Origin of the sequence: Caulobacter vibrioides, from assembly GCF_002310375.3 — a bacterium.
GTDB lineage: Bacteria > Pseudomonadota > Alphaproteobacteria > Caulobacterales > Caulobacteraceae > Caulobacter > Caulobacter vibrioides_D.
The window spans coordinates 3,570,405-3,583,067 of the sequence record NZ_CP023315.3 but is presented as its reverse complement, the minus strand read 5'-3'; the positions used below and the strand labels follow the sequence as shown (position 1 = coordinate 3,583,067).

General features: G+C 67.4%; 19 protein-coding genes. 11 read left to right on the top strand and 8 right to left on the bottom strand.

Features of this window, described 5'->3' with window-relative positions; all coding sequences use genetic code 11:
* The first annotated feature begins 7 nt into the window (after nt 1-7).
* From CA606_RS16930 to CA606_RS16910, 5 genes are all read left to right on the top strand, one after another.
* Entirely contained in the window at nt 8-583 is a 576-nt protein-coding gene (locus tag CA606_RS16930; protein ID WP_096053465.1) for a hypothetical protein, read from the top strand.
* A gap of 77 nt (nt 584-660) precedes the next feature.
* Nucleotides 661-2,154 (top strand): hypothetical protein, encoded by a 1,494-nt coding sequence (locus CA606_RS16925; protein ID WP_096053466.1) that lies wholly within the window; start codon nt 661-663, stop codon nt 2,152-2,154.
* A gap of 15 nt (nt 2,155-2,169) precedes the next feature.
* On the top strand, nt 2,170-2,757 hold the full coding sequence (locus CA606_RS16920; RefSeq protein WP_096053467.1) for a hypothetical protein: 588 nt from the start codon (nt 2,170-2,172) through the stop codon (nt 2,755-2,757).
* Between the two features lie 3 nt (nt 2,758-2,760).
* Nucleotides 2,761-3,981, top strand: a complete 1,221-nt coding sequence (locus tag CA606_RS16915) for a phage head spike fiber domain-containing protein (RefSeq protein ID WP_096053468.1) — start codon at nt 2,761-2,763, stop codon at nt 3,979-3,981.
* Nucleotides 3,978-4,295, top strand: a complete 318-nt coding sequence (locus CA606_RS16910; protein WP_096053469.1) for a hypothetical protein — start codon at nt 3,978-3,980, stop codon at nt 4,293-4,295. The genes CA606_RS16915 and CA606_RS16910 overlap by 4 nt, the downstream gene beginning before the upstream one ends.
* Here CA606_RS16910 and CA606_RS16905 read toward each other — a convergent pair.
* Nucleotides 4,292-4,495, bottom strand: coding sequence for a DUF6471 domain-containing protein (locus CA606_RS16905; protein ID WP_096053470.1), 204 nt, complete (start codon nt 4,493-4,495; stop codon nt 4,292-4,294). The two genes, CA606_RS16910 and CA606_RS16905, sit on opposite strands and share 4 nt — an antisense overlap.
* A gap of 298 nt (nt 4,496-4,793) precedes the next feature.
* Between CA606_RS16905 and CA606_RS16900 the strand changes: the two genes are divergently transcribed.
* The 6 genes from CA606_RS16900 to CA606_RS16875 all read left to right on the top strand — a co-directional run bounded on the left by CA606_RS16900 (nt 4,794) and on the right by CA606_RS16875 (nt 7,175).
* Nucleotides 4,794-4,982 (top strand): hypothetical protein, encoded by a 189-nt coding sequence (locus tag CA606_RS16900; RefSeq protein WP_096053471.1) that lies wholly within the window; start codon nt 4,794-4,796, stop codon nt 4,980-4,982.
* Between the two features lie 56 nt (nt 4,983-5,038).
* Entirely contained in the window at nt 5,039-5,416 is a 378-nt protein-coding gene (locus tag CA606_RS16895; RefSeq protein WP_096053472.1) for a hypothetical protein, read from the top strand.
* A gap of 3 nt (nt 5,417-5,419) precedes the next feature.
* Nucleotides 5,420-5,785: a hypothetical protein gene (locus CA606_RS16890; RefSeq protein WP_096053473.1), complete on the top strand. Its 366-nt coding sequence runs from the start codon at nt 5,420-5,422 to the stop codon at nt 5,783-5,785.
* A gap of 63 nt (nt 5,786-5,848) precedes the next feature.
* Nucleotides 5,849-6,238: a hypothetical protein gene (locus CA606_RS16885; RefSeq protein ID WP_096053474.1), complete on the top strand. Its 390-nt coding sequence runs from the start codon at nt 5,849-5,851 to the stop codon at nt 6,236-6,238.
* Between the two features lie 59 nt (nt 6,239-6,297).
* The gene (locus CA606_RS16880) at nt 6,298-6,744 is read left to right on the top strand and encodes a D-Ala-D-Ala carboxypeptidase family metallohydrolase (protein WP_096053475.1); all 447 of its coding nucleotides are present in this window, start codon (nt 6,298-6,300) and stop codon (nt 6,742-6,744) included.
* Nucleotides 6,741-7,175: a hypothetical protein gene (locus tag CA606_RS16875; protein ID WP_096053476.1), complete on the top strand. Its 435-nt coding sequence runs from the start codon at nt 6,741-6,743 to the stop codon at nt 7,173-7,175. Before CA606_RS16880 ends, CA606_RS16875 begins: the two co-directional genes overlap by 4 nt.
* Nucleotides 7,176-7,476: 301 nt before the next feature.
* Here the strand turns inward: CA606_RS16875 and CA606_RS16870 are convergent, their stop codons facing one another.
* The 7 genes from CA606_RS16870 to CA606_RS16840 all read right to left on the bottom strand — a co-directional run bounded on the left by CA606_RS16870 (nt 7,477) and on the right by CA606_RS16840 (nt 12,588).
* Nucleotides 7,477-9,123 carry a recombinase family protein gene (locus tag CA606_RS16870; RefSeq protein ID WP_096053478.1) on the bottom strand — a complete coding sequence of 549 codons (1,647 nt, stop codon included), beginning with the start codon at nt 9,121-9,123 and terminating at the stop codon, nt 7,477-7,479.
* Nucleotides 9,124-9,127: 4 nt separating this feature from the next.
* The gene (locus CA606_RS16865; protein ID WP_096053479.1) at nt 9,128-9,382 is read right to left on the bottom strand and encodes a hypothetical protein; all 255 of its coding nucleotides are present in this window, start codon (nt 9,380-9,382) and stop codon (nt 9,128-9,130) included.
* Between the two features lie 148 nt (nt 9,383-9,530).
* Entirely contained in the window at nt 9,531-9,971 is a 441-nt protein-coding gene (locus CA606_RS16860) for an ASCH domain-containing protein (protein ID WP_096053480.1), read from the bottom strand.
* 67 nt (nt 9,972-10,038) lie between these two features.
* A complete protein-coding gene (locus CA606_RS16855) occupies nt 10,039-10,956 on the bottom strand; it encodes a hypothetical protein (protein ID WP_096053481.1) in 918 nt (305 codons plus the stop codon).
* Nucleotides 10,956-11,210, bottom strand: a complete 255-nt coding sequence (locus CA606_RS16850) for a hypothetical protein (protein ID WP_096053482.1) — start codon at nt 11,208-11,210, stop codon at nt 10,956-10,958. Before CA606_RS16850 ends, CA606_RS16855 begins: the two co-directional genes overlap by 1 nt.
* The gene (locus CA606_RS16845; protein WP_181242658.1) at nt 11,207-11,770 is read right to left on the bottom strand and encodes a hypothetical protein; all 564 of its coding nucleotides are present in this window, start codon (nt 11,768-11,770) and stop codon (nt 11,207-11,209) included. Before CA606_RS16845 ends, CA606_RS16850 begins: the two co-directional genes overlap by 4 nt.
* Nucleotides 11,767-12,588, bottom strand: coding sequence for a 3'-5' exonuclease (locus tag CA606_RS16840; RefSeq protein ID WP_096053483.1), 822 nt, complete (start codon nt 12,586-12,588; stop codon nt 11,767-11,769). Before CA606_RS16840 ends, CA606_RS16845 begins: the two co-directional genes overlap by 4 nt.
* Nucleotides 12,589-12,663 lie beyond the last annotated feature (75 nt).

Here is a 12,663-nt window from a genome sequence, read left to right as displayed (position 1 = left end):
GGAGGCTATGGAAGAGCAGCAAGCCGATCCGCCCTCGGTCAATGCGTTGATCGAAGCCAAGGTCGCCGAGGCTGTCGCGACGGCCTTGGCGGCCCGTGATGAGGCCGACCGCGAGCGCCTGGCCGCCGCCGAGGCGGCCCGGTTGCAAGAGGTTATCGCCCGGGCCTTTTCGGGCCTATTGACCGCGATCGACGCGGCGGGCGCGGTCGAGGCTGATCGACAGGCCGCGCTCGCTCAAATGTTTGGCGGGCTGGCCTCGGCAGTTGAAAAGGCCATCGAGCTAGAGCGCGTCTCTTATGCGGCGCGCCCTCTCAAGGTCGCCTTGTTCGATCCGGCGGGGCGCTATTGCGGCTTCTCGGATCATCGCGCCGACCTGACAGACCAGCTCGAAAGCGACCCCTTCACGCGGCTCGCCTGGCGGCCGGAATGGGATGACCTCGAACAGGTCGAAATCGCCCTGCCGAGCGGGCGCGGGACGGGCGTCTTTCGCCTAGCGGTTCCCGACCTCGCCGACATTCCGGGCGGCCTGGAAGAGGCCGCTTCGCAGCGGTTCGCCGACTACCCGGTGCCCGACCTGACCTGACCCAACCATGCGAACGCCGTTCGCATCACCGCGACGCCCGCAGGCGCTCGCGCGACCCCCTATGCCTGGAGCCCCTGATGAGCACCGCGACCCTTCGCGAACCCTGGGACACCGTCTTTACGGACGGCGACTGGTTGATCGACGTGGCCTTCCGCCTCGACGCCGGCGACGGCGCGGACCAGGCCGAGGACATCACCGCCTACGACCACTATCTGACGCTCAAGCGCCGCGCGCCGGTCCTGGGCCAGGCGGCGGAGCCCATCCTGCTGTCGACCGAGGACGGAAGCCTGCAGGTGACCGCGCCCAACCTGGTCGGCCCGCGCGTCCGCGCGCCCCAGCTGCAGACGTGGCCCGAGGGCGTCTATGACGTCGAGCAGTCCTGGACCCGTCCGGACGGCACGACCGAAGTGGTGTTTGTCGCCACCGTGCGGATCCAGACCGGGCTTTCGGTCGGCGGCTCGTTTGCCTCGCTTCCCCTGCCCTCGAGCGGCCCGTCCCTGACAGTGATCCGTGGCCCGGGCCAAGCCCGCGTGGTTCGCGGCACGCGCGGCGCGGCGGGGTGGAACGGCTGGACGCCCGTGCTGGCCACCGACGATGCGACCGACCCGCCGCATCGCCTGCTGAAGGTGATCGACTGGGCGGGCGGCGGCGGCGTCAAGCCGACGGTCGGCGCCTGGGTCGGTGACGGCGGCCTGGTCACCGATCCCGACGACGCGGCCGATTTCGGCGGCGCGGCGACGGCCAATGTGATCGCCGCGACGACAGCAGCGGTCGCGGCCACGGCGGCGGCCAATGCGGCGGCGACCAACGCCAACGACAAGGCGGGCCTCGCCGATGACGCGGCCGACCTCGCCAACGAGAAAGCCGCGCTCGCCGACGCCAAGGCGACCCTGGCCGACCAAAAGGCCACCCTGGCCGATCAGAAGGCCTCGGCGGCGCAGGCGGCCAAGGAAGCGGCCGACGCGGCCACAGCCGCCGCCAACACCGCCGCCGCCCTGGCCAACACCAAGGCCAACTTCGCGGACGGCAAGGCGACCCTGGCCGACCAGAGGGCGACCGAAGCCGCCGCCGCGACGGTCGCCGCCAACGCCGCCACCGGCGACGCCAACACGGCGGCCGACGCGGCCAACGCCGCCGCGACCTCGGCGAACGTCACGGTCGGGGCGGCGCTGTCGGCGCTGTCGGCCGTCACGGGCCAGACGGTGCAGGAAGCCGCGTCGAGCCGCGTGCTGTCGGCGGGCGACAACGCCAAGCTGATCGCCTGCACCTCGCAGGGCCTGAATTTCATCTACGTCCCGGCGGGCTTGGCGGCCAACTATCGCGTCGAGGTCATGAAGGCCGGCGGCGGCGACGTGTACGTCATGGCCCTGGCCGGAACGCCCGCCGTGGTCACCGGCCCGGCCGGCAAGACCGGCCTGACGACGGCCTGGGCGACCGAACTGGTCCGCCAGATCACGCCCAACAACTTCGCGGTGACCGGCGGCGAGAGCGCCGCCGCGCCGCCCGCGATCAACCTTCCCGCCTTCAACAGCCCCCTGGCCTCTGGCCAGTGGCTGGCCTGGTTCGCCTAAAGGAGATCCGAACCCATGTCCGTGATGCAATCGAAGAACATGCTCGACGCCGCCGGCCTCCCGACGCCGATGGCGGTTCGCACCCCGACCGATGGCGTCAACCGCCCGGTTCACCACTCCGAAGTGGTCGCCCTGCAGCGCGAGGTCACGAGGCCCGCCAACACGACCGCCTATATCGCGGGCGACGCGATCGGCGCGGCGGGCGACGTCAAGTTTCAGTTCGACATCAAGGCCGCCGGCATCCCGTCGGGCCTGATCGTCGCCGCCCGCCTGATCCGCGACCAGACCAGCAACGCCAGCGTGCGCTTTCGGGCGATCGTGAACGATGCGCTGCCCGCCTCGCTGCCGGCGGCCGACAATGACCCGGCGCCGCTGGTCTATGCGAACCGCGCCTCGCGCCGGGGCTGGATCGACTTCGCCAACCCGATTTCGGGCGCGGCGGCCGGGTCGAACTGCCTGGAATATGCCGGCGTGCTCAGCAACCCGCAGGGCGTACCGGTCGATCCGGCCGACGGCGTGCTGACGCTGGTGCTGTCGACGCTGGACGGCTTCGCCGCCGTCTCGGGCGAAAAGTTCGTCATCGAGCTGGACCTGGTGGTCTAAGCCATGGCGATCACCGGAGCGGTCGGCACGGCGCTGCGCCAGGAAGCGCCGTATCTCGCCGAGATCCAGATGGGCGCGCAGCTCATCATGGACTTTCAGGGCGCCCGCACCGGTGGGCGGCCCTACTACTGGTATCGCGGCACGCGCTACGCCAGCCCGGAGAAGGTGCCGGGCTGGTCGTTTTCGCGGGCGTCGGTGGGTCTGTTCGACGACAGCGGCGGCAAGCTGATCCAGTTCCCGGCCGGTGCGCCACGGATCACGGATCGTGGGCTGTTGGTCGAGGGCGCGCGGACGAACAGGGTTGGTATCAACAACGCCAACCCGACGGTGACCGCTGGCGTGTCAATGGGGGGCGATGCGGCGGCCACTCTGCAACTTGTCGATGACGTTGCCGCACTGGAAGCCGCTGGGCTCTCTGGCGTCGTCACCGGAGGCAAGGTTTTCTTCGTTGACAACAGCCTCGGGGTATCGACGGCGTTTCTTTCGATAACCGGCCCGGTGGCCAACACCAACCCTCACACGTGGTCGGCCTACGTTCGCGGTTCGGGGGCGGCGCGCTTTAGAACGTCGATTGGCGGCGAGAATATCGGTACGTCTTTCAGCCTGACGTCGGGCTATGTGCGCCAGACCGCAACAGCATCGCCCGTTTCTACCGCCCGGGTCTTTGCTCTTTCGATCAACTCGGGCTCTAGCGTCTACGTCATTCTTCCGCAGCTCGAGGAGGGTGCGGTTGTCAGCTCGCCGATCCCGACCAACGGCGCGGCAGTTACGCGGGCGGGCGACGTGCCTTTGGTCAATCTCGCCTCGGCGCTGACCTTGCCGGTGAGCTTGTCTGTCGCGCTCGAAGCCCTGGGCGATCTTGGCCAGGTTGCGACGCAGACCTTTGCGTCGCTGGCGCAGACGGCAGGCGGCCGGATCACGCTGGAAAGGTCGGCCGGCGGTACGGCCCGCGCGTCGGACGGTGGCGGGGTCATCACCGGCACCAGCGCCACCCGACCCGGCGCGCGCATCCTGCGAGGCGCGGTGCGCGAGCTGGCGGACGGGTCGGTCAAAACGGCTTGGGACGGTACCGTCTTCGCGGGCTCGACCACGGCCCCGGCCGGTCCGTTCGATCGGCTGGATATCGGCCATCGCAGTGGCGGGCTGACACCCGCCGACGGGATTATTCGTAGCGTGATCCTCTACGGCGCGCTCGACGATACTCAGCTTGGGAGGGCGGCATGACCGCTTTGACGTGGAACCCAGCCCTGGTCGACGGGCCCATCGCCGTGCCGATCTATGGCCCGGCCGATCCGGTGACCGGCGAGCGCCCGGTCATCGGCGGCCGGGTCGGCTATCACCTGAATGTCGCGCGGTCGGCCATGCCGGCCGGGGCGGCGGGCTATGAGGTCGATCCCGAGCCCGCGACGCCGACGCGGGTGTTTGCGGGCGATTGGCGGGGGGAAGATGGCCGCTGGGCTCTGACGGCCCTGTTGCTGTTTCCCGACGAGGCGACGGCCATCGCGGCCTTGCCGGGGCTCTGGTCTGAGGCGGCCTAGTCCAGTTCGATCCGCTTGGCCCCGATCGCGGCCAGGCACATCAGCAACCACGCTGCGCCGAACTTGCCGCCGCTGATCTTGTTGGCGACCGTTTTTTCGACCTCGCCTATGCGACGCGCCAGTTCGGCCGTTGTGACGCCCTTGCGAACCATTTCGGCGCGCAGGGTGTTGCGCGCGACTTCAGACCAGTCGGTGACCATGCCGTCAGGGTAGCGCCTGACGGCGCTATTGCTAAAAGCGGGCTGTAATCCCAATATTCCGGGAATGAAGACCGGAAAAGCGGGACGCTATGCGAATCAGGCCGCCCTCTGGGCTGTTGTTGGCTGCTGTCTTATCGCTGGCGCTCTGGGTTGTCCTGGGGCGGCTGTTGCGGGTGATCTAGCATCCGCGCCGCCGCCCCGTTGGGACGCCGGGCCTTACACGGCGCGCTGGCTTTACCTGAATGACGCGGGCCGGGCGTGCGAGCGTCGGCTTGGCCAGCTACCGCCGCCTCGGCGCGTGGTCGCTTGCTATGACCCGGCGACCGACGAAATCCTGATCTCGCGCGACTGCGATCCGTCCTTGGGGCGTATCGGTCCTGTCTGCGCGGCGCTGCGCCGTCACGAAGAGGGTCACGCGCGAGGCGGCGCGCACGATCATCGCGGCAACTGGTTTCCGGGGCCCTGGCTGCAGGCGCTCGGCAACTAGCCCGAACGCCTTTGCGCCCATGGCGGCGCTGTTTTCAGCTTAAGGAGGGGCGGCCGATGGCCGACAATTCAGGGGATCCGCAACTGATTGCGGTGTTGGGCAAGCTCACGCCCTACGCGCCCGGCGTCGCCGGCGCGGTGCTGTCGCTGGCGTTCGGCGAAAAGCTGACGGTGCGGGGCAAGGCGCTGAGCGTCCTGGGCGGCCTGGCCAGCGCGCTGTGGGTCGCGCCGGCGATCGTGGCGGGCCTGGGGGCCGTGTGGCCCTGGGGCAAGCTGCCGGGCGAGTTCGGCAGCGCCTTCTCGTTCCTGACGGGCCTGTTCGGCATGATCGTGCTGGCGGGCTTGGCCCAGGCGGCGGCGAAGTATGCGGGCGATCCGCTGAAGCTGATCAAGTTTGAGGTCGGCGGCCTGCGGATCGGCGGCGGGGAGGCTTAAGCCATGATCGTCCTGGGCCTTTCCATCGTCGCGGCGGGGATCTTGATCGCGACGGTCTGTCTGCTGCTGCTGGGCTGGGGCGGCCTGCTGGGCCGCGCCCAGCGCCTGGGCCTGGCGCTTTTCGCAGCCGGCATGGTGCTGGCCGCGATTCCGCGGTTCAGCGGTCACCCGCCCAGCTGGGGCGATCTGATCATGCTGGCCGGCCTGGCCGTGTTCCTGTGGTCGACCTATGGGCCCAAGATCCTGCGCCACGCGGACGGCCTGGACGGCAAGATCGACAGCCGGATCCACGTCGGCGCGATCGACATCGACGCCACCGCCATCACCCGCGCTCTGACTGTCGATCGACGCCGGCGGCGCGGCTTCTAAGCCTCGCGTGCGAACGGCGTTCGCATCGCTCTTTTCCCGTCAACATCAATACAAGGCCTGTCCATGACCTGGATCTGTCAGCCCCTCGAGCGGAAGAACGAAGCCGGCGAGCCTTCCGGGCTTTGGCATCTCACGGCGGAAAGTGACGCCGGCGGTGTCTTTGTTGTGGGGTGTGACCATGACCACGCCAGCGCGGAAGAGGCGCAAGACTGCGAGGATGCGCGCGAGCGGATCGGCCAGGCGATCGGCTTCCCCTATCGGCGCAAGGGAACAAAGATCGAGCTCTTCCGGCTTGAAAGTCATCCGCTGGCGCGGAAGTTCTACAGCCTGATGCGGGAGCTCGACAGCCTGCCGGGGGATCCGCGCGCCACAGACCTGGTCAATCAGTTAGGCCAGGTCCAGCGAAACACCCAAGCCCTGCTCGACGATCCTGAGTACTTGGCCAAGGTCTAAAGACCGGTCGGGCGATCACCGCCTTCAGCTCCCGATAACCTAACCCAGGAGACCGCGCCATGCAGATGAGCGCGCATTTCACGCTGGCCGAAATGACGGTCAGCGCCCGCGCCAAGCGCGAGCGCATCGACAACACCCCGCCCCCCGACATCATCGCCCGCCTGAAGGTGGTCGCCGCTCAGATGGAGCGCGTTCGCGAGCGCCTGGGCGGCAAGCCGATCACCATCACCAGCTGCTACCGCTCGCCGGCGTTGAACGCCAAGACGCCGGGCGCCGCCAAGGCCTCTGCGCACAGCCAGGGCTGGGCGGTCGACTTCGTCTGCCCGGGCTTCGGTTCGCCCCTGCAGGTGGCCGACTGGCTGGCGCGGTCGACGATCAGCTTTGACCAGCTGATCCATGAGCATGGCGTGTGGGTCCACATCAGCTTTGATCCGCGCCGGCGCGGCGAGCTGCTGACGATCGACGGCAAAGGCCCGCGCGACGGTCTGCTCGAGGTGCGCCGATGATCGCCTCCGGCATGGCGCTGCGCGCCGCGCCCTGGGCGCTGGCGATCGCGCTTGGCCTCCTGGTCTTGCGCCAGCATGACCAGCTGGTGACAGCGCGCCTGGCGGCCAAGGACCAGGCGGCCATTGAATACAACCTCCGCCGCGACGTCGCGGACCGCGATCGCCAGATCCTGGACCGTGCCGCCGGCGAAGCCGACGATCGGGGCCAGGCCGACAGGTCCTGCGCCGCCGAGATCTCCAGCAGCTTTCAGAAGGGCGTGGCCGTCGGCCGCGCGATCAACCATGCGAAAACACCGACTGCTGCCGTTCCTGGCCGTCAGCCTGCTGCTGGCGGCGTGCTCGACTACCGGCAGGCCTGGGAAGTCGACGCATTCAAGCCCGGCCGCGCCGGATCCTCCGCCGGCGGCGATCTGCGCGCCCCTCGAGGCTGAGCCTCTGCCGCCCGCCGGCGTTGATCGGGATCTGGTCTATCAGGCGATCGTCGCGGCCCTGGGCGACGAGGCGGCCGTCGCCTTCCTGCAGTGGCGTGAGACCGACTGGCCGGCCTGGGCGCGGCGCGGCTGGCGCCGACTCGAGCAGGGCCAGGCGCGCTGTACGCCCCCGCCCGAAAGCCGAAAACGACCCTAGCCCGGCGTCGGCCGGGCCGATCATTGCTACTAGGTGCTCGCCTTCTCGGCTTGAGCGCTCCAACAAAAAGCCCCGCCGGCTCGCGCTGGCGGGGCTTTTCCGTACCTAAACCGCCACGCGGACCAGACCCAGAACAGAAGTGGGTTCCGATTTGCACACCGCCCCCGCCACCAGCAGGCTCATACATTGAGCCTCGTTGAGGTCAGGACGTAGGAAGCGCGCGAGGTCCCCGAACAGGGTGATCTCGACGTGCGCGCCGCGCGCGTGAGACGTCGGCATGATTTCGATGCGATCGACTAGGGCGCGGGCGGCCGCGATGGCTTGGCGGTCCTTGGGCGAGGGCTTGCCCTTGGTGTACGCCGCGAGCCTCTCCTGAAGGTCGCTGATCCGCTGCGCATAGACGTCGGCGAGGCCGGGATGCAGCGTGATCGGATCGTCGTCGCCGATGCTGGCCAGCTCGTGCTTAAGGGCGTCGCGCTCATCCTCTAGACTCTGCAGGCGCGTTTTTAGGTCGGCGCTGGCGTAGCCGTCGAGGATGGCGTTCAGCGCGCGGTCGATCCTGCGCTGGGTCTCGGCGAGGCGACGTTCAAGCGGCGCGCGGCGGGCTCGCCGATCGCCGGCGTTGGCCTTCCAGCGCTCGTGATAGGCGCGGACATAGATCGCGGCGGCCTCGGGGCTAAGCAGGCGATCTTTCAGGCCGGTCAGGATGCGGTCTTCGACTGCGGCCCGGCCGACCGTGCGGCCATTGGCGCACGCGTGGCGGCCCTTGTTCCGGATCGTGCTGCATTGCAGCCGGGCGCGGCCCGCGACGATGTAGTTCTCACCGCAGGCGCCGCACTTGAGCAGCCCGGTGAAGACGCCGGGCTTAGCCTGATTGGCCAGGGTGCTGGGCTTGGTCTCCGACGTGATGGCCAGCCGTTCTTGGGCGGTAGACCAGGTCGCGTCGTCGATGATCCGGAGCTGCGGAACCGGCGTTCGTTTCCACTCGCCCTCGGGCTTGATCGTCTGCACGCGCTTACCAGTGTCGGGGTCCTTGCTCTTATCGAACCGGTTCCAGACCTTGACGCCGACATACAGCTCGCACCGCAGGATGCCGTTCCCGCGCTGCCGCGATCCGCTGAAAGCCGAGGCGTTCCAGAGGCCTCCCGTCGGGCCGGGTGTGTCGCCCTTATTGAAGTGGTCGGCGATGTCGCGGCAGCTCCAGCCCTCGTTGTAGAGCCCGAACGCCGTTCGTACGATCGCCGCCTCATCCTCGACAATCGTCATCTCGCCGCCGGGCGTGGAGCGGTAGCCATAGACGCGGCCGCCCATCGAAAGGCCCTTCTCGCCGTTCGAGTGCATGCCGCGCTTGGTCTTGTCCGAAAGGTTCTGAAGGTACAGCTCGGACATCAGGCCTTCGATCGCGATGTCCATCAACTGGAGGCGATCCTTGGCCAGGGTCGCGATGCCGACGCCAAAATAGGTCAGGCGTTTGAAGGCGGTCGCGTTCTCGGCGAGGTTCCGGAACAGGCGGTCCTGGTGCTCGACCAGGATCAGGTCGAAGGCTCCGGTCTCGGCCGCGCGTAGCAGGGCCTGAGCGCCCGGCCGGGTGACCAGCAGATCGGCCGAGATCGCCGCGTCGGTGTATTCGTTGATGATCGTCCAGCCGCGCGCCCGCGCATGACGACGGCAGAGCGCGAGCTGGTCAGCGATCGAGCCGGGGTTTTGCTTGTCATCGGAATATCGGGCGTAGATCGCAACGCGCATGGTCATTGAGCTAGGTGTGCGCGGGAAGTGCGATTGCCTCGGGATCGCGGGCGGGCCGTTCGATCAGCTCGACGTCGTCGGCGCAAAGGAAATCCTTCCTGCCCACGATGAAGCCGCCCCAGCCCTTGCCTGCGTCGATGCAGACGGTTTCGACAAGGTCGGGGGGTAGGCTGTCGCTGCCGTTTGTGCCGACCACGCGCAGCCTGTCGTCGCCGCAGCGCGATACGATGTCGCTGACCCGAATGTCTGCGCTGCCACCGCTCATCCTTGGGTCTCCCTGCGCTGCTGAGCGGCGGCATAGTCGCGATCTGCATCGGCCTGGGCAAGGGCTTCGATTAGGCGCACCAACGCAGGGTCGAGCGCTGCGCCTTGCGGCGTGCGCTGAGGGTCCTGGTGCTGGCGCGCGGCGGCCATTAGCAGTTCGCCGGTGGAATGTAGGTCGCCGGGAAGAACCCGCGCGCGCCGCTGAGGGGCATGAACGGCAGGGGCATCTGATCGGCGAGTGTGAAACCGAACGGGCCTGCGAACCACCAGCTCGGGTGATCCGTGACGCAGCCGGTGATCCTGCATCCGCCGACTATTCCGCCGCGATGGATTTCGCCGGCTTCCCAAGCGAGGCGGTAGGCGTCATGAACGTCCGCCTTCAGATGGCCAAGGTCGTAGCAGGGGTGGACGCCCTGGAGCATGTCCTGGTGAGCATCGCTGTCAAAGCCCTTGCCGGTGTGGACCAGGATCGGCCCGCGCCGATGCGTCCGCCAGGTGCGGTTCTCGATGTCCTTGTAGCCGTTGACGATGAGCCAGGCCCACGGCTGAAGGATCGACAAGGCGACGGTGGGTAGGGGTTGAGGTGTCATTTGCCGTCGCTCGGCAGCGCGGGGCGGTGTGCGAGTGCGCGTATGCGCGCCAGAAGGGCTTCGCGGGTCATGCTGCCCTCGCTAGTACGGAGCTGTAGCGTTCACCGAAGGCACGGGGGAACGCGGCCATATCGTCGGCTAGGGCGGGGCGCCAAGCGTAAGGGATGAAGGGCGGGTCGGCGTCCAACTGCTCAAGAGCCATCTTCGCGCCGCGCCGAATGCACTCGACCTGGAGCAGGTCGTGAAAGCGCCACGCGTAGCAGGGGTGATAGTCATCCCAGCCGAGTTTGCCGTAGCAAAATTCGTAGGCATGATGCTCTGTCTCTATCTCGTTTTGCAGCAGCTCGGTCAGATGTTCTAGACCCTTGGACGTGTGAATGCAGGCGACATCCCGTTCTCCCAAGCCCCGACGGATGTCGTTCCACAGCTCCCACCCATCGGCGACCACGACGCGCTCTTCCTGGTCCTTGTACTCGTACCGAGATTGCGCCCGCACATAGGTCGTCCAGACGGAGTTTTGAGTCGGTCGATCGTTCAGCCAGTCGACGTAGTCAAACTCTGTCGCGGGATCATACCAGCCGTAGGGGTCGGGCCGCTCTCGCCGCCACCCACGCAGCTCATCCCGCAGGCGCTTGCGCGAGTCTACCGCGCCCTCGTTGGCCATCTTGATAATGTCGCGGATGGTGGCGTCGCGGTCGAAAGTCTCTTTAAGGCGCGTCTTGCCGAGCAAGTAGTGGATGTCGCTGGTAGCCGCCCAACGAAGCCCTTCCTCGAGCGTCCAAAGCGCCGAGTAGTGCGTCATGGTCAGCTCGCCGCAGTCGCCGGCCAGGGATAGCGAACCCGGGGTCCAGGTCAGACTGAAAGCGTAGGTTCCGCCCTTGCCTGGGGTGCGGAAGTCAAAGGCGCGGGCGTTGCGAGCTTTGCAGACATGCGGCGAGAGGGCTTCGTCGATCCTCGCTAGGTCGTGAGCGTACTTTTTGCTCATCACGCCCTCCCGATCGGGTTGAGCAGTCCGTCGAGTGCCTGGCGATTGCCTTCTTCAAGGTTGGCGATGACGATCTGCATGTAGTCGTCGGCCGTGCCCTTGGTCTGGTCCTGAAAGGCCAAGCACTTGCCGGTGATGTTGGCGACGACCGCAAGGATCTCTACCTGCGAAAGCTCGTACTTGCGCATGACGGCGACGAGTTCCTGATACAGGGCCTCGTGCTTGTCGTTCGGCGGCTGCGGCTTCGGGGTCACGGGCGCACCTCCGATCCCAGCGCGTCGACCACGTAGGCGAAAAGCTCGCTCGGCGAGAGCTGGAAGCGGTCGAAGTCGTAGTGGAAATCGACACCGCGACGGCAGACGCTGTTAGCGTGTAACGACGTCTCCACGGTCTTCTGCATGAGCGTGACCACAACGCCTTCGCATGGCGTTTGGTGGTATTCCATGGGCGGCATGACGTACTCGGCGCCCGCCTCGTAGAACTCGGGCGCGCGGGGGCTGACGTTGACGTCGGCGACCGGGTAGCTAAGCCGCCCGCCCTTGTCGCTACGCGGGCCGTTGTGGCTGATCAGGACGTGCGAGCCTGTCTCCGGCTTCACAATCTCCAGGTCGACGCGCTGATTGACCTGAGTGCCCTTCAGGACGCGTGATACGAAGCCGAAGCGGTGATTGTGGATCGCTGAGTGCTCATAGCAATCGCGGCGTGGTAGATCCGGATGCCAGACGTGCAGCCGTTGGTTCCCGCCCAGGATGAGCTGGATGAACCCTAGCCCGTGAAGGCTGATGGTTTCCTTGGTGGGGGTGAAATCCTTCACGGCCGCGCCTCCGTCCCCAGCGCGCCGCGCACGTCGGCGATCATCATGGCGAAGTTGGCGACGTCGGCGGCCTCGCGGCCAATTCTCTCGGGGTCTGCATCGCCGAACAGAGCTGAGCGCCATGCTAGAGCTTGAGACAGCTCCTCGGCCTCTTCCAGCAGACGCTGGTAAAGAGCGTCACTGGTATCGCCCTTCCATCCGCCCTTGTGGTCGTTCGCGCGGAGCTGCTGTTCCATGAGGTTCGCAAAGGTATTGACCTCGGTGCGCCACGCCGGCGGACCCGCCGCGATGAGCAGGCGCCGCGCCTCCTGAACCAGCTTCGCCTGCTCAATGGCGTCGTCGATCGCCTTGTGAAAAGTGCCGCCGGTGTGCTGGAGCTTAAGGCCGGCGAGATCGTAGATCGTGCGGCAGTCTCGGGCGGCGTTATAGCGCCACGGCGGCTTGCGGCCGAGCGACCGATAGGCGGCGGCCAGGATGGCCTCGTCGAAACTGGGGCCGTTGCTCCACAGGCGGTCGGCCTTGTCGGCGATCGGCGCGAGGGTCGTGTAGAACAGTTCAAAGGCGTCCAGCGCCTCGGCCAACGCAACGCCTTGCCCGTCGAACTCGGCGCGCGCCTCGGGCGTTTGCTCCGCCCACCAGGCCTCGGTCTCGGGATCGACCGTCAAGCCGGCGGCCTCGCAAGAGGTGCGGTCGATGATCAGGTAGAGGCTCTCGCCCAACGGTCCGCCGTTCGGGTCGAAAGCGACGGCTCCGATGGATCGGATCACGCAGCCCGGCGTCGTGCCGAGCGTCTCCAGATCGAGCATGATGTCGGGCATCAAGGTCTCCTAAGGTTTTCAGGTTCAGCCTTGGCGGCCGGAGAAAGTTCGGAAGAGCGCGGTGAGCGCGTGCCA